Origin of the sequence: Rhizobium sp. 32-5/1 (assembly GCF_029537235.1) — a bacterium.
Classification (GTDB): domain Bacteria; phylum Pseudomonadota; class Alphaproteobacteria; order Rhizobiales; family Rhizobiaceae; genus Pararhizobium.
This window is the reverse complement of the sequence record NZ_CP120639.1, coordinates 511,195-534,395: the sequence shown is the minus strand read 5'-3', so window position 1 is coordinate 534,395 and position 23,201 is coordinate 511,195. Positions and strand designations below refer to the sequence as shown.

The following is a 23,201-nucleotide window of genomic DNA, read 5'->3' as shown; positions in this document are numbered from 1 at the left end:
GCATTTATGTATCTCGAACTTTTCAGCCTCAAGGGAAAAACCGCCGTCATCACCGGCGCTGCCCGTGGCATCGGCTTTGCCACGGCGGACGCGCTGAGCGAGGCGGGAGCCAAGGTCATCATTACCGACATGAACGGGGACGCGGCAGCCCAGGCGGCTTCAGACTTGAATGCGAAGGGGCGCCAGGTCGACAGCGCCGTGCTCGACGTCACCGACCCGCGCGCGGTGGAGGCCGTGCATGCGTCGATCACCGAAAAGCACGGGCGGGTGGACATCCTCGTCAACAATGCGGGCATCGCAATCTCCAACCGCCCGGCCGAGACCATGGACGATCCGACGTGGCTGAAGGTTATCGACGTCAATCTCAATGGCGTCTTCTGGTGCTGCCGCACGTTCGGCAAGGCGATGATCGATCAGGGTGGCGGCAATATCGTCAATGTCGGTTCGATGTCGGCCGATATCGTCAACCGTCCCCAGGAACAGGCGCAGTATAATGCCTCCAAAGCCGGGGTCCACCATTTGACACGGTCACTTGCGGCGGAATGGGCGACCCGCAACATCCGCGTCAATGCGGTGGCTCCGACCTATATCGAAACGGACCTCACCCGCTACGTTTATGACGATCCGGAGATGATGAAGCACTGGGTCGGCAATACGCCGATGAACCGCATGGGCCAGCCGCCGGAAATCGCGGCCGTCATTTTGTTCCTGGCGTCGGACGCATCGAGCTTGATGACCGGTTCGATCGTCGCGGCCGATGGCGGCTATACGCTCTGGTAGATCGACGCCGGCGACAGAAAAAGAAAACTCAGGAGGAAATGCGCATGCAAGGCATACTGGATACGTTCCGTAAGGATCTCTACGCCGGCCAGACGGTACTTGTCTCTGGCGCGACCAGCGGTATCGGCCTGGCGATTGCCCAGGGCTTTGCAGGCATGGGCGCGCAGGTGGTGGCAACCGGCACATCACAGGACAAAATCGACCGCGCCCGCAAGGACCCGGCCCTGTCGGCAATTCGTTTCGAAAAACTCGATGTCAGGGACCGCTCGGCAATTGATGCATTCGTGCCGTCGCTCGGTTCGCTGTCCGTGCTGATCAATGCTGCAGGTATCGTCAAACCCGACGAGGAGTTCAACGAGGACGCCTATCTGGAGGTGATTGACGTCAATATGAACAGCGCCATGCGGCTGGCCATGGCGTCGTATCCGCTCTTGAAGGTATCCAAGGGCGCCATCATCAACACCGCATCCATGTTGTCCTACCTCGCCGATGACAGGGTGCCGGCCTATTGCGCTTCCAAAACCGGCATCGTCGGCCTCACGCGCGCCTTGGCCCACAAGTTCGGACCGGACGGTATCCGGGTTAATGCCGTCGCGCCCGGCTATCACAAGACATCGATGACCCAAGACATCTGGTCGGTGCCAGAACTGGCAGGCAAGATCGAACACAGGACCGCCCTCAAGCGCTGGGGCTCGGTCGATGATCTCGTTGGAACATGCCTGTTCCTTGCATCCCCTGCAGCACTTTATGTCACCGGCACAACGCTGCCCGTGGATGGCGGGTACGTAAACGGCGGCTGGTGATGATGGGCGTGTGCTCCGCTGGAAGCAGGCCACGGGTCGATATCAACACGTTTCTCCACTTTTGTGAGTGGGAAGGAGATTTCAGTGGCGGACGATAAGGGGAATCTGGGTGGCCGGTCCTATGGCGGGCCGAACAAATATATTCAGCGCGCCGGGGAAATTGCGCGGCTTGGCGAGCATGTCGCGCAGTTGGGCTCGCGGGCCTTTCTGCTCGCCGATCCCTTTGTCGTGAACCAGTATGGCGACGTCCTGAAAACGACGATGGAAGCCTCTGGCCTCATCTTTCAGATCGAACGCTTCAACGGCGAATGTTCAAGCGCCGAAATCGACCGGATCACCGGCCTGGTGAAGGCATCTGGAGCGCAGGTCGTCGTCGGTATCGGCGGCGGGAAGACGGCCGATACCGCCAAGATGGCGGCTATCGCGACAGCAACCAGGATCGTCATTGTGCCAACCATTGCGTCCACCGATGCGCCGTGCAGTGCTGTCGCCGTTCGCTATACGGAGGATGGGGTTTATCAGGAGGCGCATTCGCTCGGTCGCAATCCGGATATGGTGATTGTCGACAGCGCGGTGATTGTCAACGCGCCGGTTCGTTTCCTTGTCTCTGGTATCGGCGATGCTCTTTCGACCTGGTTCGAGGCGCGCTCCAATCTCGATTCCAACTCAAACAACCTGGTCAAACCAAATATGCTGCCGCCGACAGCCGGCATCGCCATTGCCCGGGCCTGCCACGATGTCTTGATGCGCGATGCGCTGGCCGCCAAGCTTGCTGCCGAGAAAGGCGCGTTGACCCTAGCCGTCGAAAATATCATCGAAGCCAACACCTTGCTGTCGGGCCTCGGTTTTGAGAATTGCGGCGTCTCCGCCGCTCACGGTATCCATGATGGCCTCACCGTGCTCGACGAAACGCATGCCTTCTTTCACGGCGAGAAGGTCGCGTTCGGGGTCCTGTGCCTCTTGATGCTCGAAGGCCGGCCTCTCGCCGAAGTCAGCGAAATGGCCCTTTTCTGCCGCAGTTTGGGACTGCCGACGCGGCTTGCCGATCTCAATCTGGCTTCCGCAAGCAAGGCCGATATCGAGCGGGTGGCGGAGGCGGCGCTGTTGCCGAGGTCGCCGACATGGAAGGTCGCCGTTCCCCTATCCGTTGCCATTGTTCGCGACGCGATCATTGCTACCGATGCCTTTACCCAGCAGCTCTGAAGCGCTGCATATTTTGTTAGAAGACAGGAACAGCCAAATGCGCGCAGCGGTCATGTACTCTCCCGGCGATATTCGTCTTGAAGATATCCCTAAACCAAAGCTGAAACCGGGCCATGTCATGCTTAAGGTCGCCGCTGTCGGGGTCTGTGGTTCCGATATTCCCCGCATGCTGATCAAGGGGGCCCACAAGATGCCGATTGTTTGTGGCCACGAATTTTCCGGCCACATTACGGAAATCGGCGAGGGCGTGGAGGGCTTCTCGATCGGCGAGCTGATGGGCGTGCCGCCGATGCTGCCATGTTATGCCTGCGACCAATGCCTGACGGGGAACTTCTCCCGATGCCGCGACTATGACTATTTCGGCTCGCGCCGCGATGGCGCCTATACCGAATTCGTCGCCGTACCCGTGGGCAATCTGCTGCGCGCGCCCAAGGGCATGGATCCGCGAGCGACAGCCATGATCGACCCGGCATCCATTGCGCTGCATGCCATCTGGAAGGCTCCGCCCACTGCCGGCCAGCGTGGTGCCGTGATCGGTTGCGGCCCGATCGGCCTGTTTGCCATCCAGTGGATGAAACTCATGGGCTGTTCCGAAGTCGTCGCCATCGACGTGTCGGAGGAAAAACTGGCCCAGGCGCGGGAGGCGGGTGCCGAGCACACCTTCCTCGTCACGGACACCATCCCTGCGGATATGAAATACGACATCATCGTCGAGGCGGCTGGCCACAATTCTTCGATCAATACTGCGGCAAAACTTGCAGCACCGGGTGGCCATGTCGTGTTCATCGGCATTCCGGTCGCCGACGTGACGTTGGAAAACAAGACGTTCCAGCATTTCCTGCGTCAGGAAGTTTCCTTGCACGGGGCATGGAATTCCTTCGGTGCGCCCTATCCAGGCAAGCAATGGACGGTCACGCTTGACATGCTCGCCACTAGCAGGCTGAGGTGGGAATTCATGATCACGCATGAGCTTCCCTGGAGGAACTGCCCGCCATGTTCGATAAGATCAAGAACAAGACCGAATTCTTCTCGAAGATCATGTTCCGCCCTTAACAGAAGCATCGGAGCATTTGCATGGCTTATCTCCTCGGTCTTGATTTTGGCACGGGCGGCGTTCGGGTTGGCATCTTCGACCTCGAAAATCGTCGAATGCTGGGAGAGAGCGAGGAGCCTTATGAAACGGTCTATCCGCGTCCCGGCTGGGCGGAACAATCACCGCTCGACTGGTGGCGCGCGCTGGGCCGGGCCTCCCGGGCATTGATGCAAACACTGGATATGCCCGAAATCGCCGGCATCTGCGTGGCCACCACGGCCTCGACCGTTGTCGCTTGTAAGCGCGATGGGACACCGTTGCGATCAGCGCTGCTGTGGATGGACTGCCGTGCAGCTGCCGAGGCCGACCGCAGCAGCGCCTCGAAGAATCCAGTCATGGACTATGTCGGTGGCGCCAACGCATCGGAGTGGTTGATCTCCAAGGCGATGTGGCTGGCCGGCCATGAGCGGCACATCTACGACGAAGCTGATATCCTCTGCGAATGCCTGGACTATATCAATTTCATGCTAACCGGTGGCTGGGTCGGCTCGCGCATGAATGCCACCTGCAAATGGAACTATGATTCTGTCCGGCAACGCTTTCCGGTTGAGCTTTACGCGGAGTTTGGCGTCGCAGGGCTAGAAGACAAGCTTCCGCCAGAGATTTTTGCCGTTGGTGCCCCGATCGACCGGATCAGCGAAAGCGCTCGGGCGCATCTCGGTCTTTCCGACCGGCCGGTCCTATCCCAAGGGGGATCGACGCGCATATCGGTATGCTCGGCGCGGGCACGATAAAGCCGGGCGAGATGCTGATGATCGGCGGCACCTCCGTCGTCCAGTTGTTTCAGCTTGATGTGCAGCGGCCGATGCAGGGTTTTTGGGGACCTTATCCCCATGCGTTGGTCGATGATCACTGGCTTGTGGAGGCTGGCCAGGTGTCGGCCGGTTCGGTGTTGACATGGTTCGAAAAGAACCTCTTCGAGCTTGACGCTGATGGTCGCGCGGCGTTGCGGGAAAGGGCAGCAGCAATACCGGTGGGTGGCACCGGTCTTCTGACGCTCGATTATTTCATGGGCAACCGGACGCCCTATCGCGAGCCGCTGCTTCGGGGGCCATCATCGGTCTGTCATTGGGACACGATCGTGCCAGCATGTACCGATCGGCAATCGAAGGGGTGGCGCTGGCGTCCGCCAACGTGCTGAAGCGGGTACATGATCTCAACGTGCCAGTCGAGCGCATCGTTTCATCGGGCGGTTATGCCAAGAACAGGCTGTGGCTGCAGGCGACGGTGGATGCCATCGGTATACCGGTCGAGCTTCCGAAGGAGGCAAATCTGACGATCATCGGCGCCGCCGCCGCCGCCGCGGCTGGTTCCGGCCTCGTCGCCGATCTGTTTGCCGCGGCGGACGCGGTGCGGCAGGAGACTGTCATGATCGATCCCGACATGATGGCCCACGCAACCTATCAACAGCTGCTTGGCGAATATCTGGAGGCGACGGAACTGTTGACGCCGCAATCCCGGCGCTTGGCAACGGGCCAGTTGAAGGGATAGTTGGCCATGAAACCTGACCGTCTGGACCGTGAGATTCAGTTCCGTTCCCTGACCCCCGAGCAGCGCGAACAACTGATGATCCAGGTTGCCAAGCGTTACTACCATCTCGACATGACCATGAGCGACTTGTCGATAGAGCTGGGGCTGACACGCTGGCAGGCAAGGCGCCTTCTGACGGAGGCCAAGGAAACGGGGCTCGTCCGCATCGAGATCGTGCCGCATACGCCGCGCCTGCCGGGTCTCGAAAGCAGGTTCGAGGCCGCTTTCGGAATCAAGGAAGCCGTGATCGTGCCAAGCGGTGGCGATCAGGATTCGGCGCTGGTTCTTGATAGTGTCGCGCGGGCGGCGGGGCAGTATCTCTCCGGACTCGGGAAGATTCCGGCAATCGGCATCTCCTGGGGACGCACGATGACCGCGGTCGCCCGCCGCCTGCCGCCCTATTGGAATGAGGGCGTCGAAGTCGTGCTGCTCAATGGCTCCATGAATGTGCGCTACTCCGGACCCCAGACAAACAACGTCGCCGAATTGTTCGCCAGCGCTGGAAAGGGCATCGCAACCCTGCTGCCCGTGCCGGCTGTCTTCGGACATGCCTCGACCAAGGAGGCACTGGAACACGACCCGACCATTGCGGCAGTTCTGGATTTTGCGGCGCGTGTCCCGGTGATCTGCTTCGGCATCGGCGCGATGGTGCAAGACTCCGTTTTGATCCAGTCAGGATATGTATCGCTGCAACAGCATGAGCAGCTCAAACGCAACGGTGCCGTCGGTGATATCCTTAGCCGATATATCGATGCCGAGGGGAACATCGTCGATCCCGAACTCAATGCGCGCACGATCGGAATCAGTCTGGAATCATGCCGCAGCCGGGTGCTTTCCATCGGAATTGCCGCCGGTCTGGAAAACGCGACGCAGTCCTGTCGTGCCTGCGTGCAAAATATGTGAATGTCGTCATTACCGACGAGGCAACCGCATTGGCGGTCATGAGCAGCAGGGTGTCGTCAGGTTAACCTGCCTGCCCATCTCCGTCCCAGATCTGTGATATGATCATCCAGGTTGCAAATCCGGTGAAAAGCCAGCAACAGAACCCCGACGCCACTTGCCCTAATCGAAGAGATTTCAATTGCTGAGCGAGATCCGAGGCAGGGGTCGATGGTTCGATTCCGCTCAAGGCGGACGTTCAGCTATTTCACATGCTGAGGAAGGATTTGTCCGCCCCAAATCTGCCGCGTAACCCATCTTAAACCGCTTGTTGGTCTCGGCAGCCAGATGGGATGCCGTCAGCCACGTCTCGCTGTGGCCGGCAATTTGGCTGCCCGTGCCGCCCGCTGTTGCCGCGATCTCCTTCGGAGATAGGTTAGGACGGTTCAGTGCGTCTCAGCATTGGCGACGGCGTGCCCCTTCCCAGGCCGCGACCTTGCAGCAATGTCCCACATCTGCGCTGCTCGCTCGCGAGGATCTTGATCCCTGATCAATTTTCGGCTCCGTTCGGAAGTCACGGCGAAGTTAAAACACGCAGCGGGACACGATCTCGCGTCAGTGTGTTTTGGGTCTGCCCCGGTGCTGGCTGTAATGCTGATGCGGGGCTGAAAATTACGCTGTTCCGAGATATTAGGTTAGCTGAGATTATAGACCAACGTCTATTTCAGCAGTCCCTTCGTCTAGTCGGAGGGGACCAATGTCTCAATTGAGAGTTGGCCTCATCAGCCCTACAAATGGCCTTCAAGCGAGTGGGGCACGCCGGCATTGCCCGTGCGACATCACACTCATCGAAGCCAATGCTATATCCGCTTAAAACTCAATGCTGAGCTTTCGCGGACAGATCGGTCAAATCGTGTAACCCGGGAGCTCGCGCAATGGCTACTTCTCGTCCTCTAACCGAATCCGTTTCAGTAGTGCTCGTGCACGGCGCGTTCGTGGATGCCTCCGGTTGGCGAAAGGTCTATGACACCTTGTCGGAGGAAGGCTATCAGGTTCTCGTTGTTCAGAACTCTGCCGTAACCTTCGATCAGGATGTTGAGCGCACCAAAAGCGTGATTGCCGAGGCGAAACATCCAGTTGTGCTCGTCGGACATTCCTATGGTGGCGCCGTGATTACGGAAGCCGGGAGCGAAGAAAAGGTCCTGGCTCTCGTTTATCTGGCAGCTTTCGTTCCCGACGTCGGGGAATCCGTCTTTGACCTTGCTTCGCAAGAGGTCCCCGGTGCGGAAAAAGCCCCACTCCTTCCGCCGAGGGATGGCTTCATCAAAATCGATCCGCAGAAGTTTGCGGCCTCATTCTCGGCCGACATAGACCCCGCCGAAGCGAAGTTCATGGCTGCCGCCCAGAGGCCGTGGGGCCTTGAAGCCGTCCAGGGCAAGATCACCTCTGCGGCATGGAAAGCCAAGCCATCCTTCTATCTGCTCGCAACGGAAGATCGGATGATACCCGCTCAAGCGCAGGCCGCGATGGCCGCTCGCGCAGGGGCCGCGGTCGTAGAGGTTCGCAGCAGCCACGCGGTAATGCTGTCCCACCCTGACGAAGTCGCAGCGCTCATCAGAACAGCCGCAAAGCCGAAACAGCAAAACTGATACCGAGTGTCAACTGCTGTCTACATCAATCACCGACTGGGGAAGCCATGCGCAACTTTCTAATGCCGAGATCTTCACAGGCATCAAAAACATCAGCGACTCAATCAGAGGAGAATGGCATGCCTCAGCTTTCACGCCGCGCCTTCGCGAGCGCCCTGCCTCTTGGTCTCGTGGGAGGAACCCTTTTCGGCGGAAGTCTGCTCAGCGACTTGACTGCCGAGGCTGCGACATCCCAAGCTGCCGGAGCCCCGGTCGCAACAACGCCGTTTGCACAGATTCGCATCGGCCGATTTACGGTGACGGCGCTGACGGACGGGTGTGCCGATATGCCATACAACTATTTCCCGGGACGCTCAGCCCCGGAAGTGGAAAAGGCCGCAAAGGCCCAATTTACGGCTAGACCCAGCGGGGTACGTTTTCTGTTCAATCAATACCTCGTTGAAGACGGTAAGCAACGCATCCTGATCGATGCCGGCGCTGCAGGTTCTATCGGGGAAACCGGGCATCTCCCGCAGGCGCTGGCCACGCTCGGTCTGAAGCCGAGCCAGATCGATGCCGTTGTCGTGACCCACATGCACCAGGACCACATGGGCGGTTTGGTTCTCGGCGGTAAGAACAATTACCCGGATGCTGAGGTCTATATAGATCGCCGTGACGTCAAGCACTGGACCGACCGGGCTAAGCGCAATGGAGCGCCTGATTTCCTGCAGCCCAGCTTCAAGATGGCTGAAGAGGTGGTACGCCTCTATCCGAAGCTGCAAGCGATCGACGGAGAGCGTGAGATCGTTCCCGGCGTCTCGATTGTCGACCTGACCGGCCATACGCCTGGCCATATCGGCGTCCGCATCGAGGATGGCGGCAAGAGCCTGATCATGGTTTCCGACATGATTTTCCCGGTCGTCCATCCGGCTGCGACGGACGTCTTCTTCCTGTTCGAACAAGATCAGGCTGCTGCGAAAGCCATGCGCGATCGCTTCTTCCCACAAGCTGCCTCGGAAGGTGCCCTAATCGCTGCGACACACATGCCGTTCCCAGGTCTTGGTCGCGTGGTCTCCGATCGGGGTCAGATGCGCTGGGAAGTAGCCGACTGGGCCTTGCAAGACTGATACTTTAGCCGAAGGATTTGGCCACCTGAAGACAGATTAAGGCCCGCATTCTCCACTGATGCGGGCCTGCTTGAGTATGGAGACGAGGTATGCCGTACCACTTTCTGGAAGTCGCCGTGACGCAAAGCGTCCGAGCCGCGCAGGCGGATATGGGGGTGGACCAGATATGGCTGGGCGAGAACGATCGGCCTTCGGATACTTTGACGGAGAACGAAATCGCTTTCATCGCGACGCGCGACAGCTTCTATATCGCGTCTGTGTCAGAGACGGGTTGGCCGTATGTTCAACATCGCGGTGGGAAAATCGGTTTCCTCAAGGTTGTCGATCCGCAAACGATGGCATTTGCCGACTATCGCGGAAACCGCCAGTACATCAGCGCAGGGAATTTTGCAGCAAACGACCGCGCCTGTCTGTTTCTCATGGACTATGTCCGACGGACCCGGCTCAAAGTCTATGTCCACGTCGAGCGGCTGACGCTCGACGCCGACCAATCGCTCACGGACCTCGTATCCGATCCGACGTATAGGGGCCGTGCAGAGCGGATATTCAAGCTCCGGCTCGAAGCATACGACTGGAACTGTCCCCAGCACATCATCCCCCGCTACACCGAACAGCAGGTTGAGCAAGCAGTCGCGCCGCTTCGCCAGAAGCTGCAACAGCTGGAAGCTGAAAATGCAGCGTTGAGGGCAAGATTAGAAGGAAGATCCGAATGACCGACGCTCAAAACCGCCTCTGCCCCCGTTTACATCAGAGACTGCTGCCGAAAAGGTGCGGCTTGCGGAAGATGGCTGGAATAGCCGGGACCCGGGCAAGGTCGCGTTGGCGTACACGGTTAATAGTCAGTGGCGTAACCGCGCCGAATTCGTCAATGGTCGTGAGGCAATCGTTGCTTTTCTCACGGGGAAATGGCGGCGGGAGCTCAATTACCGTCTGATCACGGAGCTGTGGGCGTTCGATGGCAACAGGATTGCTGTCAGGTTTGCATAATTCCGATCGTTCGGCAACGAGAACTGGGAATTCAATGATAGTGGCCTGATGCGCAAGCGATACGCCTGCATTAACGACCTGCCGATCCGCGAGGAAGACCGTCGCTTTCACTGGCCGCTCGGTCGTCGGCCCGACGACCACCCGGGGCTCTGCGAGCTTGGTTTCTGATCGACCTCGTTTCCATCTCCATCAGTCAAAGACGTCGGCATGGTCATTTTGAATTCGCACTTTTCACAACGTTCATATCCGGCAGACGAAGAGGCTATCGAGGTCAAAGCCTTCGTCGATCTGTACAATGTCTCACCAGCAACGCTCAAGTCCAAAGAGCATTTTGAATGCCTGCCCATCAACGGTGGATGCGCAATAACGCTGCCAAGCGCGCCGGCCATCGGTCTGAACCGTGTATTGGGACTGAACTCGGTGAATGATCTTGAGGAAGCCTATGGGTGGATGAATGGGAAGACCGGAAACCGGTTTTTTCAGGTAAATATGGACCGCGCTACAGCCGGAACTAAAGATTGGATCCTCGCCAAGGGTCTGCTTGAATACGGTGTCGGCTGGGCGAAGCTTGTCTACGACGGCTCATTAGCGAACCTTTCGGAGCCCAACTCTTTCCGAACGCGACTCGTTCATGTTGAGGAAGCTGCGCTCTTCGGATCGATGGTGTGCAAAGGCTTTAACTTTCCCTCGACCCTGACGAGGTTGTGGGCAGCAATCGTTGGAAAAGTGGGCTGGTCGTGTTTTTCGCTTTGGATGGCGACTATCCAGTCGGGACGGCCGCCATGTATCAGTCGGATACCTACGCATGGTTAGGCGGCGGCACTACAGTTCCGGAGTCACGAAATCGCGGCGTTCAAAAAGCCCTGATTAAAAGCCGTATCGAACATGGGCTCGGCAACGGGGTGTCGACATTTGCCGTTGAGACATTGGCACCTGTAGTTGGAGAAGGGAACATTTCCTTTGATAACCTCAGGAAAGTAGGCTTCCGGCAGGCATTTCACCGGAAGAACTTCAAGTTGTGAGATGGAAATCTTGTCTGATGGGCTCGGTCGCTCGGCTCGATTTCGTCGATAGTGATCTGCAAAGTTTGCGGCCTTAAACATCGGCCGATGTGAACAAGGTTGCCGGCAGATCGTCAAGACGGCTGCTCGCGCCGCATGGCCATTTTGCGCCGTCGCGAAACGTGTTCCCGCTTAACGCCGGTCATTTCCATTGAGCTTGAGTTACAAAAGTTCGTCAGCCATTTTGATCAAATGAGCGACTGAAGTTGCCTTCATTTTCCGCATCATGTGGCCCCGGTGAAGCTTCACCGTTGGCTCAGCAATTTGAAGCTCTGCCGCAATCAGCTTATTAAGTTTACCGACGATCACCAAAGCCATTATTTGGCGCTCACGCTCCGTCAGCGTCAAATATCTTGATCGGGTGGCCGCGTTCAGTGTTTTTCCTCTCGACGAGCGGCGTCACGAGCGATCGCGCGGTTGACGGCTTCCAACAGATCTTGTTCCCGAACCGGTTTGCTAAGAACGTCTATGGCGCCCGCCTTCATCGCCCGCACCGCCATGGGCACATCGACGTGAGCGCTAATCAACACGACGGACCGAGGAAGATTGCTCTTTGCTAACTCCTCCTGAAACTCAAGTCCGCTTTGGCCAGGAAGTCGGATGTCCAAAACGATACAACCGGCTTTTTCGGGATCGTCTGCTGCTAGGAACTCTTTTACGGAGCCGTGTGTTTCAGCGCTTAGGCCCACGGACTCAAACAGCCCCTTGAGAGCTTCGCGGACGCTTTGATCGTCATCAATGATGATGACAGTGGGCCGTCTGTTCTTCCTGTCATCGATCAATGGGCGCGTCCTTGAACCTGGAGAGTGTGAAGTTGAATGAGCTCCCGCGTGGATGACTGGATGTAGCCCAGATGCGCCCTCCATGGGCCTCAACGATAGAGCGGCAGATAGAAAGGCCCATCCCGATGCCGTCAGGTTTCGTGGTGTAGAACGCCTCAAATACCCGGTCGAGCTGTGCAGGGGGATAGCTTCCCCCGTATCTGAAACATTAATTTCAACTTCACCCCTGGACGCTGCGTGCATTTGACCCTGATCAATGCATCTGCGCCAGGAGGCGTTGCTTCAGCGCTGTTCATTATCAGATTAAGCAGGACCTGCTGTAGCTGCGTGCGATCTCCCAAGACATAGACGGGGTCTGACGGAAGATCCGTGACGACCTGTAAGCCTCGGGATTGCAGCTCTTCCCGCAGAAGGAAAAGCACGTCACGAAGAGCTCTGGTAAAGTCGGTCCTCTCCATACGCACCGGCGATCTCTGAGCCATCGCGCGTATGCTGGAGACAATCTCGCCGGCGCGGTGCCCATCATGCACGACGCGCTCCGCCGCCTGCCGGGCTTGCCCAAGGTCAGTATGTCCGTCTTGAAGCCAGCGCAAGCAGGTCCCGGCATTGGTAACAATCGCCATAAGCGGCTGGTTGATCTCGTGTGCTATCGAGACGGCCAGCTCCCCGATCGTGGTCAAACGGGTCACGTGCGCGAGATCGCTTTGGCTTTGGCGAAGCGACTCTTCCGCGCGTTTGCGATCCTCGATATCTACAACGACGCCATACCACCGCACCACATTTCCGTCCGCATCAAGGAGGGGCTTTGCTGCAGGTTGAACCACCTATATTCGCCATCGAACCGTCTGATACGGGCGTCAACTGGATGGGGGTGCTTCGTAGCAACGATTTGCTCCCAACTCACGCGCATACGGTCGACGTCATCGGGATGAAACACACGGTAGAAGCCGAACCCCTGGAGGTCTTCGATCATGAGGCCCACAAAATCGATGAAAATCTTGTTCCAGTACTCCAGCCGCCCATCCGGCGTGCAGGACCAAGCCATGGCAGGGATCGTATTGATGATGAGGTTTAACTTGTGCTCACTCTCTCTGAGTGCTGCCTCGCTCTCGCGCAAAGCGTTTTCCGCGCATTGCAAGTTTTCAATGTCGATGTTAACGCCGAACCAGCGCACTATGCCATTCGCATCGGTAAGCTTCCGGCCCGAGAAATAGAACCAGCGGTATTCCCCATCTCTGCCACGAATGCGCCCTTTCAGCTGTGTGTGGTCTGAGTGTTCGAGGTCTCGCTTCCAAATCTCCACCATCTCCGGGATATCATCGGGATGGTACAGGTCCAGAAAGCCCCATTCGAGGATTTGATCTGCGGGCAGCCCGGCATAGTCAAGCCAACTCTGATTCACAAAATCCGCGCTTCCATCAGGTCGCGCCGACCATACGAGAACCGGCAGCGAATTGATGATGAGCCTGAGGTTTTCTTCGCTGGCCGCCAGTGCCGATTTCGTCTCCATAAGAGCATTCTCGGCCTGTTTGCGATCTTCGATATCAAGAACGACACCGTACCACTTCAAAACATTGCCTCCGGAATCGAGATGAGGCTTTTGTCGAAGAGAGCACCAGCGATAGTCGCCATCCGCGCGTCTGAGGCGGCCTTCGACTTCCTTTCCCGTTTTGGACGACATAATGCGCTGCCACTCGGCGCCCAAATGGGCGACGTCGTCGGGATGAAACAGGCGGTAGAAATTTTCCCCTGCGATGTTTGCAAGCGGCATGCCGATAAAATCAAGGAAGTGCTGATTTGCAAAATCCAGCATCCCATCAGAAGTCGTCGACCAAGCCATCGCAGGGATCAGGTCGATGATCGTGTCGAAGTTCGTCTGATTTTTCAAGTAATCCCCCGCTGCTCGTGTTCTCATAAACTACGCTTTTCCACTGGACTGCGTTAGCCGAGATTCATAGACGAAGGTCTATTTTTCAATCCGTTCGTCTAGTCGCACGAGACCTTGATCGCAATTGAGAACAACCCAAATGCGCTTTAGTCATAAGCTAAGCGATTGGATGAGTTGCACATAAGGCATCTAGGTCACCGTTCCGAAAATCAGGCGATGCTTGTATGGATCGTTTTGGACCACCTACGACAATGGGTGCGCTAGGCATTCATCCAATTGCAGCCGCACGACGAAACAAGATGGAGAATGATGATGACACTCTCAGCCAACAAATCCAGCATCCTTCCCTCGGGCGGTGGCGCAACCCTGCTTGATCCGTCCGATACGGTGATCCTCTTGCTTGATCATCAGTCTGGTTTGTTTCAGACTGTAAAAGATATCGCAGTCGCTGATCTCCGCAGAAACGTGGCGATGATTGCCAAACTAGCTACACTCCTCGACATTCCTGTCATCACAACGGCTTCGGAGCCTGGCGGCAGCAACGGCCCGCTTATGCCGGAAATTCATGAATACGCGCCGCACGCCGTCTACGTTCCGCGTAAAGGTGAAGTTAACGCCTGGGACAACGACGATTTCGTCGGCGTAGTAACGGCGACTGGCCGCAAAACACTCGTGATGGCTGGCGTCTGGACAAGCGTATGCGTGATGTTCCCCGCACTCGATGCACGGGCAGCGGGTTACGAAGTATATGCGGTAATGGATGCCTCAGGCGACCCCAGTGAAATGGCGTCTCGAGTTTCATTAGCTCGCTTTGTGCAAGGCGGAGTGAAGCCGACATCCGCAAATTCGCTCTTGTCAGAACTCCACCGCACCTGGGCTCGTCCAGAGGCCGGAGACCTCGCCCAGCTTTATGCGATGGCAGCACCGAACTATGCGGCTGTGATCGAGAGTTATCAGAGGGCTCAGGACGCTGCCAGGAATGCGGGCTGACCGGACGACTGATTGTGAGCGGGAATTGGTTCCAGCCCGCTCACTCTAATGTGCAGCAAATAGAAACCCTTTCAAAATTTCAGTGCCTAATGAGCCCGCAGGAAAGTCTCTCGTTCCACCGATGGTGGCCAACAGAGCTGTTCTTCCCCCATCGAAGGTCTCAGCCATGAAAATCTACCTGCTGTCGCTCGCCGTCGGCCTTCTCGTCGGGATCATTTACGGGCTTCTCAACGTGCGTTCACCCGCACCACCAGTGATCGCCTTGGCCGGTCTTCTCGGCATTCTTGTCGGAGAGCAGATCGTGCCGCTTGCAAAGACGATATGGGCGAAGGAGCCAGCTGCTGTTTCATGGCTCACCCACATCAAGCCGCACATGTTCGGCCATATGCCCAAGGGCGGACAAGCCCCGGTCGACATCGTATCCCACGATGGCACGACCGGCGGACAAAGCTGATGGCGACGCGCCGCACGTTCCTGGGTGGGGCTTCAAGCCTTTCTTTGTCGAACCTCTTCTTGTCGGCCAAGGCCGCGGCTTCCAATTCGACTGGAGCAAACACCGTGCATCCCGATATCATCCTTCATAATGGTCGCGTAACGACACTCGACCGCGCCAATCCCAATGCGACGGCCATCGCCATCAAGGATGGCCTCTTCACGGAAGTCGGTAGCGATGGCGACGTCATGGCGCTTGCGGGGCCGGATACGAAAATTATCGACCTCAAGGGAAAGGGCGTTCTGCCGGGCCTGATCGACAACCACACACACGTCGTGCGGGGTGGCTTGAACTTCAACATGGAACTGCGGTGGGATGGCGTTCGCTCACTGGCCGATGCCATGGATATGCTCAAACGGCAGGTTGAGATGACGCCTGCCCCGCAGTGGGTGCGCGTGGTCGGCGGCTTCACCGAACACCAGTTTGCGGAAAAGCGCCTTCCGACAATTGAAGAAATCAACGCGATCGCACCCGCCACGCCGGTGTTCCTGCTGCACCTCTACGACCGGGCGCTTCTCAATGGTGCCGCCCTTCGCGCCGTTGGCTACAACAGGGATACGCCCAACCCACCGGGTGGTGAGATTGCGCGCGATCTCAACGGCAATCCGACAGGGTTGCTTCTCGCCAAACCGAATGCAGGCATTCTTTATTTGACGCTGGCAAAGGGGCCGAAACTGCCGCTGGAGTATCAGATCAATTCTACGCGCCATTTCATGCGGGAACTGAACCGGCATGGCATCACCGGCGTCATCGATGCGGGCGGTGGCTTTCAGAATTACCCGGACGACTATGACGTCATCCAGAAGCTTTCCGACGAAAACCAGATGACGGTTCGTCTGGCTTATAATCTGTTCACGCAGAAGCCGAAGGAAGAGAAAGAGGACTTTCTCAAATGGACGTCCTCGGTCAAATACAAGCAAGGCAATGATTACTTTCGCCACAATGGCGCGGGCGAAATGCTGGTGTTTTCCGCAGCCGATTTCGAGGACTTCCGCCAGCCGAGACCCGAAATGGCCCCGGAAATGGAAGGCGAGTTGGAAGAGGTGGTGCGCGTTCTGGCCGAAAACCGATGGCCATGGCGGCTACACGCCACCTATGACGAAACAATCACCCGCGCGCTGGACGTTTTCGAAAAGGTCAACAAGGACATTCCGCTGGAGGGCCTGAACTGGTTCTTCGATCATGCCGAGACGATTTCGGATCGCTCCATCGACCGTATCGCAGCGCTTGGCGGCGGCATCGCCACCCAGCATCGCATGGCCTACCAGGGAGAATATTTTGCCAAGAGTTATGGCCACGGCGTGGCCGAAGCAACGCCTCCGATCCGCAGAATGCTGGACAAGGGCGTCCATGTCTCGGCCGGTACCGATGCCACCCGCGTCGCCTCCTATAATCCGTGGGTGTCGCTATCGTGGATGGTAACGGGCAAGACCGTTGGCGGCATGCAGCTTTATCCGCGTGCAAACTGCCTGGACCGTGAAACCGCGCTGCGCATGTGGACGGAAAAGGTTACTTGGTTTTCCAATGAAGAAGGCAAGAAAGGCCGCATTGAAAAGGGCCAGTTCGCTGACCTCGTCGTGCCGGATAAAGACTTCTTCTCCTGCGCTGAAGATGAAATCTCGTTCCTGACCTCAGACCTCACCATGGTCGGTGGCAAGATCGTCTACGGTTCCGGTGACTTCAAGGCACTGGATGAAAACAACGTGCCGCCAGCCATGCCGGACTGGTCTCCCGTTCGCAAATTTGGTGGTTATGCCGCCTGGGGCGAACCGGAGGGTGCCGGTCAACGGTCGCTGCGCCGCACCGCCATCACCTCGTGCGGTTGCGCCAGCGACTGCGGTGTTCACGGTCACGACCACGCAGGCGCATGGACATCGAAGCTGCCGATTGCCGATCTCAAGGGTTTCTTCGGGGCGCTTGGTTGCGCGTGCTGGGCGGTGTGATTTTCCCTACTCTGGCGGACGGGCATTGAAGCCCGTTCGCTCTCATAATTCAAAAAATGCGATTAAATCGAGACTATTGATGCAATTGTTGGCGGCAAAGTTTCGGCTCCATATCACTCCCTCGCAAGACGACAGCCCATCAAACGGGGCCAACCTGCAGGAGCAGCCATGACCTACCAAACACATACCACCAATCGAGTGAAATCAGGTCTGGCGGGCATCATCGCAACCCCAGCGGTCCGCATCGTTGCGCTGCTTGCGCTCTGCGCGGCCTATATTCAGGGACCACTGACCAAGATCTTCGATTTCAATGGCGCGATGGCGGAGATGGACCATTTTGGCTTGCATCCTGCCGCTGTCTTTGCAGTCGTCGTCATCGTGTTCGAGCTGACGGCGTCTGCCATGGTAATCTCAGGTGTTCTGCGCTGGGCAGGAGCATTGGCGCTTGCAGACTTCACGCTGATTGCCACATTCATCGCGCTCCGGTTCTGGGAAATGGCGCCAGGCATGGACCGCATGATGGCTACCAACGCCTTCTTCGAACATCTCGGCCTTGCTGGTGCATTCGTCTTGGTTGCCGCGTTTGATATCGCCAAGGGAGCGAAGTGTTGAGCGCCCGCACATCCACGGGCGGAAGCTTTGCCCCGCTCCGCCAGCCTGTCTTTGCAGTTCTCTGGGCCGCAACGGTTCTGGGCAACACCGGCAGCTTCATGCGCGATGTCGCCAGTTCCTGGTTGATGACCGATCTTTCCGCCGCACCCGCAGCCGTAGCCCTTGTTCAGGCCGCCGGTACGCTGCCGATTTTCCTTCTCGCAATCCCGGCGGGCGTGCTCTCGGATATTCTCGATCGACGCAAATTCCTGATTGCCATTCAGATTCTGCTTGCCAGCGTCAGCATATCGCTGATGACGTTGTCCTATTTCGGCATGCTATCGGTCAGCGCATTGATCGGCCTGACATTTCTGGGCGGCATCGGCGCTGCCCTGATGGGACCGACATGGCAGGCCATCGTTCCTGAACTTGTGCCGCGCGAAGATGTGAAGGGGGCTGTTGCGCTCAACTCCCTCGGCATTAACATTGCCCGCTCCATCGGACCTGCGGCGGGCGGTCTGCTACTTGCGGCCTTTGGTGCGGCAGTGACCTATGGTGCCGATGTTGCCAGCTACATACTCGTTATCGCGGCGCTTATCTGGTGGCCGCGCGCCAAAAATGCCGACGACGCTTTGTCCGAGAACTTCTTCGGCGCGTTCCGAGCTGGCCTCAGATATACCCGCGCCAGCAAATCGCTTCATGTGGTGTTGTTGCGCGCTGCTATTTTCTTCGCCTTTGCCAGCGCTGTCTGGGCGCTGCTTCCACTCGTCGCCCGCCAGCTTCTCGGCGGGAATGCAAGCTACTATGGATTGCTTCTTGGCGCGGTCGGCGCAGGTGCCATCGGTGGCGCGCTGATCATGCCGAAACTGCGGGAACAGATCGATTCAGATGCCCTCCTACTGGGTGCCGCCATCATCACCGCCCTCGTCTTGAGTGTGCTCTCCTTTGCGCCTCCGCAGTGGCTGGCCGTTGTTATCCTGCTGTTTCTCGGCGCGTCGTGGATCACCGCTCTGACAACGCTGAATGGCGCAGCGCAGGCCGTTCTGCCGAACTGGGTGAGAGGTCGCGGCTTGGCGGTTTACCTCACCGTCTTCAACGGCGCGATGACGGCGGGCAGCCTGGGATGGGGCGCCGTTGGTGAAGCTGTCGGCATACCTGCAACGCTCCTCATCGGAGCCGCCGGACTGATGGTCGCAGGCTTTATCATGCACCGCGTGAAGCTGCCGACAGGCGACGCGGACCTCGTCTCGTCCAATCATTGGCCAGAGCCGCTGGTTGCAAAACCCGTGGCGCATGATCGAGGCCCCGTGCTGATCCTGATCGACTACCACGTCGCAAAACACAACCGGACACAATTTCTGCACGCCCTTGATGAGATGTCGTCCGAGCGCCGCCGTGATGGCGCCTATGGCTGGGGTGTGACCGAGGATCCCGCGGACCCGGAGAAGATTGCCGAATGGTTCATGGTGGAATCCTGGGCGGAACATCTGCGACAGCATAAACGCGTCTCGAATGCGGATGCCGACCTGCAGAGCAAGGTCCTGGCCCTTCACATTGGTCCTGAAAAGCCGGTCGTTCGACATCTGCTGTCAATCAACAAGCCGGCAAGAGCCACGTGATGCGATGCATGACTCAATTTTTAAGCGACTAGGATGCGGCCGAAGGCGGCAAAGTCCATCGAAGGTGGTGGCGATCTGATCGCTGCGGCAAACACTCAACAAAAAGGTGAACGCAATGAGCAATTTACACACGGCAAAGCGTACCGAGAATTTCGGTGTCGCATGGGAAACGGCGTTCGGTTATGCTCAGGCCTTACAGGTTAAGGATACCGTGTATCTCTCCGGCCAGCTGAGCCACGACCAACAAGGAAATCTGATTGCGCCGGCTCTGTTGAATGCGGCCGGGAGACCGGTGGATTTTTCGGCAATAGAAGAGCAAATGAGGCAGACTTACAAAAATGCAACTGCGCTCCTCGCGCGATTTGGGGCAACGCTGGACGACGTAGTCGAAGAGACAATTTACGTTCTAGATGTCCCTGCAGCGTTTGAGGTGGCGGGGAAGGTCCGAAAGGAGATGTATGGAACAGCGATGCCCCAAGTGGCAAGTAACCTGATCGGGGTTTCCGGACTGGCGTTCCGTGAGCAACTCGTGGAAGTTGCGTTCCGCGCTGTGGTTATCATCTAACGGGCACGGGTCCCCAGCGCAGGGGCGAGTGTGTGGCCGAAATAGGACTTCAGCCTTACGAACTTCCCATTGTTACGGGAGGTGCCGTCTCCCAGCTGGAGCCGATCTACAGACTTCTGCCGACTGGCACTTCCAGCCATTATGAAGCAGCGCCAAGCGGCTGGACGTGGATCGCTCGGCTGTCGAATACGCCGGAATGCGCGAAATTGTTAAGGGGCAGAAGAGCGGCTACGAACTCGAGCGCGACAACAACTCGAGCAAGATGTCGGTCTGATCTCCAAGCAGCTTAAATCGGTCTATGCTTTAGTAGTTGAAACAACTGGAACCGACGGTTCGATTCCGCTCAAGGCGGTAACTGCGCCTCTTGATTTGGCCATTTCCTGCCATTTGATTTTCCGAACATCTAAAATCTCAGCGAGCGGCCGCGTACGCGGGATGCAGGGCGCTGTCCGGATAAAAGTCATTTTCCGGACTGTTCTTCCCAGCAAGACGGATGACGTTAGGTGGGTATCTCCTATGTCGAGAAAGACATTGATTTAAGCACCGGTCGACTACCCCTTCGCAAAATCCCGGGCAGCTTGAATGAATGCGCTGAACGCAGCCGGCGGATTCTTCCTGCCGGGGTAGTATAAAGCTAATGGCGCCAGTGAGGGAGTCCAGTCCTCCAGAACGCGCACTAGTCGCCCGGCCGCAATGTCATCGCGCACATCTGCCTCCATAACGTATCCCAGGCCCACTCCATTTTGCGCCGCTATCCTGACAAGGCTTGGTTCGTCGAGGGTAATCGAGCCGTGCACATCGATCTGGACAGCATTCCCGCCTTTTTCAAATTTCCACCGAAACAACGCGTTGTTGGGAAGACGCGCGCGGATGCAGCGAAACCGATACAGGTCGGCTGGTACGGTTGGCGTGCCATGCGTGCGCAGGAAGTCTGGTGATGCGACAACAGCATTGCTGCGCTTCAAACCAAGCGACACGGCGATCATGTCGCTCGGCACCAGATCGGCCGGCCTCAAGCCCAGGTCGAACCCCGCCGCAACAATGTCGACGATCCGTCCCTCCGTGACCAGATCGATATTCACCTGAGGGTAGCGCTGCATGAACGACAATATGAGCGGTTCCATCACCTCGCGTGCTGCTGTCGCGAAGGCATTGATGCGCAATGTGCCAGCCGGAGTTTCCTGGAGAGATTGGACAGTGAGCATAGCATCGTGGATATCCGTCATTGCCGGTCCAACCCGCTCGGCAAAGATTTTTCCCGCGTCGGTGAGCGAGACGCTACGCGTTGTACGGTTGAACAGGCGAACGCCGAGACGCTGCTCAAGCTTTGCAACGGCATTGCTTAATGCTGTGGTGGACATACCGAGCTCAAGCGCGGCAGCCCTGAACGAGCCCAGGCGCGCGATGCTGAGAACGGCATCCAGATCGACAAGACCAGAACGCGTCATTATCCCTCTTTTCGTGATTCCGCATCCTTCTTTATCCTAGTTATCGTGTCAACCGGCTTGCCTTAGATTGCCTTCATCGACCTCTCAAGGGGCGGCGCCCTCAGCTGGCGGAGGCTGAATTAGGATTGGAGGAACCAATGACAATCAAACTACCCAAGGGCATCCAAGCGTATTTCGAGGCCGACCATACAGGCAGCCCGGATGCGATCGCTGCCACATTCACCGAGAACGGCATCGTAAAAGACAAAGGCCTCACGCACCGAGGCCGTGATGCCATCCGCGCATGGATGGCTGATGAAGGTCAGCAATACAGTTACACGGTGGAACCCTTCTTCATTACCACCGAAAACGAGAAAACCCAGGTGACGGCCCATGCCGTTGGCGACTTCCCGGGCAGCCCGATCGATCTGCGCTTCTTCTTCGTCCTCTCGAACGAGAAGGTTGCCGAACTGGAGATCATCGTATGACACCGTTTCTCACCTTGCAGGGCCGTCGCGCCCTGATCACCGGCGGAACCTCGGGCGCCGGCGCTGCAACCGTGGCACTGTTCAAGGAGCTCGGCGCCAGCGTACTGACCACCGCTCGTAAGAAGCCCTCTGACTTCTCGGGAGCGGCGTTTGTCGAAGCCGATCTGACCACCCCGACGGGGGCTCAAACCGTCGTTGACGCGGTGCAGCGAGAACTCGGCGGCCTCGACATCCTCGTGAACGTGCTGGGCGGCTCTTCGGCCCCGTCAGGCGGCTTTGCCGCGCTCACCGACGCCGAATGGGAGAAAGAGTTCAACCTCAACTTCTTCCCGGCAGTCAGACTGGATCGCGCTCTCATTCCCGGGATGATCGCTCAGGGAAGCGGTGTCGTCATCCACGTTACGTCGATCCAGAGAAACCTTCCGCTACCCGAGGCGACGACCGGCTATGCTTCGGCCAAGGGAGCTCTCAACACTTACAGCAAGAGCATCTCCAAGGAGGTTTCTCCGAAGGGCGTCCGGGTGGTGCGGGTCTCTCCCGGTTGGATCGCCGATCCGGGTGCCAATGGTCTTGCCCTGCGCATCGCCAAGGAAGCCGGCATCGAGTACGAAGCCGCAGTGCAGGTGATCATGAACTCGCTCGGCGGCATACCGCTCGGACGACCGGCCAAACCGGAAGAGGTCGCCGATCTGATTGCATTCCTTGCATCGGATCGAGCAGCGTCGGTTACCGGAACCGAGCACGTGATTGACGGCGGGACCGTGCCGACCGCTTGAGCATTTGGGCACCTCACGCCATTGCAGGTCAGGCGGGTGTGTCCCACCCGCCGATCTGGGAGTAGATCGCGTCACGCAAATGCCGCACGTCGCGGTTCAACGCAGCGAGTTCCGGTGGTGTCTGCGTCGAAGCTGCAAGCAAGGTATCACTGAGGCAGCCTGCCCTGTGTTGCAACGCACGGCCCTGGTCTGTCAGCCCAACCAGTACCTGCCGTTCGTTGTTCACGTTGCGCGTCCGACGTAAGTGCCCGGCCGTTTCAAGGCGCTTCAAAAGCGGGGTGATCGTGCTGGACTCGAGAGCAAGTCGGTCTGCAATAGAAACCACGGTTTGCTCGTCCTCCGCCCAGAGAACGTTAAGAACGAGATATTGCGGATAGGTTAGTCCAAGTTCATCGAGAACGGGCTTGTATGCGCGCTGGATTGCGATGCCGGCGGTGTAGATCGCATAGCACAATTGGTCGTGCAGAGGCGGGGGATCGTTATGGCGTTGGGTCATTTTGAACTCCTGTAGACAGCCGTATAATCGAACTTATCACGAAAACCAATAT

At 57.8% G+C, this 23,201-nt stretch carries 22 protein-coding genes and 5 pseudogenes; 23 read left to right on the top strand and 4 right to left on the bottom strand.

From position 1 onward, the window contains the following. Window positions 1–6: 6 nt before the first annotated feature. The 14 genes and pseudogenes from P6U16_RS24200 (at window position 7) to P6U16_RS28545 (ending at window position 11,052) form a co-directional block, all read left to right on the top strand. Window positions 7–780, top strand: coding sequence for an SDR family oxidoreductase (locus tag P6U16_RS24200; protein ID WP_277704785.1), 774 nt, complete (start codon window positions 7–9; stop codon window positions 778–780). A gap of 44 nt (window positions 781–824) precedes the next feature. Beyond that, window positions 825–1,583: an SDR family oxidoreductase gene (locus tag P6U16_RS24195; protein WP_277704784.1), complete on the top strand. Its 759-nt coding sequence runs from the start codon at window positions 825–827 to the stop codon at window positions 1,581–1,583. 84 nt (window positions 1,584–1,667) lie between these two features. Then, window positions 1,668–2,786, top strand: a complete 1,119-nt coding sequence (locus P6U16_RS24190) for a glycerol dehydrogenase (protein ID WP_277704783.1) — start codon at window positions 1,668–1,670, stop codon at window positions 2,784–2,786. A gap of 37 nt (window positions 2,787–2,823) precedes the next feature. Continuing rightward, window positions 2,824–3,839: pseudogene (locus tag P6U16_RS24185) on the top strand (galactitol-1-phosphate 5-dehydrogenase). 21 nt (window positions 3,840–3,860) lie between these two features. Next, the gene (locus P6U16_RS24180; RefSeq protein ID WP_277704782.1) at window positions 3,861–4,613 is read left to right on the top strand and encodes an FGGY family carbohydrate kinase; all 753 of its coding nucleotides are present in this window, start codon (window positions 3,861–3,863) and stop codon (window positions 4,611–4,613) included. Further along, window positions 4,592–5,020, top strand: a complete 429-nt coding sequence (locus P6U16_RS24175) for an FGGY-family carbohydrate kinase (RefSeq protein WP_277704781.1) — start codon at window positions 4,592–4,594, stop codon at window positions 5,018–5,020. The genes P6U16_RS24180 and P6U16_RS24175 overlap by 22 nt, the downstream gene beginning before the upstream one ends. After that, on the top strand, window positions 4,933–5,370 hold the full coding sequence (locus tag P6U16_RS24170; RefSeq protein ID WP_349017753.1) for an FGGY-family carbohydrate kinase: 438 nt from the start codon (window positions 4,933–4,935) through the stop codon (window positions 5,368–5,370). Before P6U16_RS24175 ends, P6U16_RS24170 begins: the two co-directional genes overlap by 88 nt. A gap of 6 nt (window positions 5,371–5,376) precedes the next feature. Next, window positions 5,377–6,312 carry a sugar-binding domain-containing protein gene (locus P6U16_RS24165; RefSeq protein ID WP_277704780.1) on the top strand — a complete coding sequence of 312 codons (936 nt, stop codon included), beginning with the start codon at window positions 5,377–5,379 and terminating at the stop codon, window positions 6,310–6,312. Window positions 6,313–7,223: 911 nt separating this feature from the next. Next, complete coding sequence (locus P6U16_RS24160) at window positions 7,224–7,937, top strand: alpha/beta hydrolase (protein WP_277704779.1); 714 nt, start codon at window positions 7,224–7,226, stop codon at window positions 7,935–7,937. Window positions 7,938–8,056: 119 nt separating this feature from the next. Continuing rightward, the gene (locus P6U16_RS24155) at window positions 8,057–9,043 is read left to right on the top strand and encodes an MBL fold metallo-hydrolase (protein ID WP_277704778.1); all 987 of its coding nucleotides are present in this window, start codon (window positions 8,057–8,059) and stop codon (window positions 9,041–9,043) included. An 89-nt stretch (window positions 9,044–9,132) separates the two neighbouring features. Then, window positions 9,133–9,756, top strand: coding sequence for a pyridoxamine 5'-phosphate oxidase family protein (locus P6U16_RS24150; RefSeq protein ID WP_277704777.1), 624 nt, complete (start codon window positions 9,133–9,135; stop codon window positions 9,754–9,756). Between the two features lie 19 nt (window positions 9,757–9,775). Then, window positions 9,776–10,198, top strand: a pseudogene (locus tag P6U16_RS24145) (nuclear transport factor 2 family protein). A 39-nt stretch (window positions 10,199–10,237) separates the two neighbouring features. Then, a complete protein-coding gene (locus P6U16_RS24140) occupies window positions 10,238–10,843 on the top strand; it encodes a hypothetical protein (RefSeq protein ID WP_349017750.1) in 606 nt (201 codons plus the stop codon). After that, window positions 10,813–11,052, top strand: coding sequence for a hypothetical protein (locus P6U16_RS28545; RefSeq protein ID WP_349017749.1), 240 nt, complete (start codon window positions 10,813–10,815; stop codon window positions 11,050–11,052). The genes P6U16_RS24140 and P6U16_RS28545 overlap by 31 nt, the downstream gene beginning before the upstream one ends. Before the next feature lie 201 nt (window positions 11,053–11,253). Here the strand turns inward: P6U16_RS28545 and P6U16_RS24135 are convergent. Further along, a pseudogene (locus tag P6U16_RS24135) lies at window positions 11,254–11,873 on the bottom strand (response regulator). Beyond that, window positions 11,863–13,788 (bottom strand): annotated as a pseudogene (locus P6U16_RS28540) (PAS domain S-box protein). Before P6U16_RS28540 ends, P6U16_RS24135 begins: the two co-directional pseudogenes overlap by 11 nt. Window positions 13,789–14,073: 285 nt before the next feature. Between P6U16_RS28540 and P6U16_RS24115 the strand changes: the two are divergent. The 7 genes and pseudogenes from P6U16_RS24115 to P6U16_RS24085 form a co-directional block, all read left to right on the top strand. Further along, complete coding sequence (locus tag P6U16_RS24115) at window positions 14,074–14,751, top strand: isochorismatase family protein (protein WP_277704808.1); 678 nt, start codon at window positions 14,074–14,076, stop codon at window positions 14,749–14,751. A 166-nt stretch (window positions 14,752–14,917) separates the two neighbouring features. Next, window positions 14,918–15,205, top strand: a complete 288-nt coding sequence (locus tag P6U16_RS24110) for a XapX domain-containing protein (RefSeq protein ID WP_277704774.1) — start codon at window positions 14,918–14,920, stop codon at window positions 15,203–15,205. Further along, the gene (locus P6U16_RS24105; RefSeq protein ID WP_277704773.1) at window positions 15,205–17,187 is read left to right on the top strand and encodes an amidohydrolase; all 1,983 of its coding nucleotides are present in this window, start codon (window positions 15,205–15,207) and stop codon (window positions 17,185–17,187) included. Before P6U16_RS24110 ends, P6U16_RS24105 begins: the two co-directional genes overlap by 1 nt. A gap of 168 nt (window positions 17,188–17,355) precedes the next feature. Continuing rightward, complete coding sequence (locus P6U16_RS24100; protein WP_277704772.1) at window positions 17,356–17,799, top strand: DoxX family protein; 444 nt, start codon at window positions 17,356–17,358, stop codon at window positions 17,797–17,799. Beyond that, on the top strand, window positions 17,796–19,397 hold the full coding sequence (locus P6U16_RS24095) for an MFS transporter (RefSeq protein WP_277704771.1): 1,602 nt from the start codon (window positions 17,796–17,798) through the stop codon (window positions 19,395–19,397). Before P6U16_RS24100 ends, P6U16_RS24095 begins: the two co-directional genes overlap by 4 nt. A gap of 115 nt (window positions 19,398–19,512) precedes the next feature. Then, a complete protein-coding gene (locus tag P6U16_RS24090; RefSeq protein ID WP_277704770.1) occupies window positions 19,513–19,962 on the top strand; it encodes a Rid family hydrolase in 450 nt (149 codons plus the stop codon). A gap of 175 nt (window positions 19,963–20,137) precedes the next feature. Then, a pseudogene (locus P6U16_RS24085) lies at window positions 20,138–20,236 on the top strand (cold-shock protein); the annotation flags it as partial. Between the two features lie 277 nt (window positions 20,237–20,513). Here P6U16_RS24085 and P6U16_RS24080 read toward each other — a convergent pair. Next, window positions 20,514–21,410 (bottom strand): LysR family transcriptional regulator, encoded by an 897-nt coding sequence (locus tag P6U16_RS24080; protein ID WP_277704769.1) that lies wholly within the window; start codon window positions 21,408–21,410, stop codon window positions 20,514–20,516. A gap of 137 nt (window positions 21,411–21,547) precedes the next feature. Between P6U16_RS24080 and P6U16_RS24075 the strand changes: the two genes are divergently transcribed. Together P6U16_RS24075 and P6U16_RS24070 are read left to right on the top strand one after the other, a co-directional pair. Then, entirely contained in the window at window positions 21,548–21,877 is a 330-nt protein-coding gene (locus tag P6U16_RS24075; RefSeq protein WP_277704768.1) for a nuclear transport factor 2 family protein, read from the top strand. Further along, on the top strand, window positions 21,874–22,653 hold the full coding sequence (locus tag P6U16_RS24070) for an SDR family oxidoreductase (RefSeq protein ID WP_277704767.1): 780 nt from the start codon (window positions 21,874–21,876) through the stop codon (window positions 22,651–22,653). The genes P6U16_RS24075 and P6U16_RS24070 overlap by 4 nt, the downstream gene beginning before the upstream one ends. Window positions 22,654–22,681: 28 nt before the next feature. Here P6U16_RS24070 and P6U16_RS24065 read toward each other — a convergent pair whose 3' ends face one another. Then, the gene (locus P6U16_RS24065; protein WP_277704766.1) at window positions 22,682–23,149 is read right to left on the bottom strand and encodes a MarR family transcriptional regulator; all 468 of its coding nucleotides are present in this window, start codon (window positions 23,147–23,149) and stop codon (window positions 22,682–22,684) included. Window positions 23,150–23,201 lie beyond the last annotated feature (52 nt).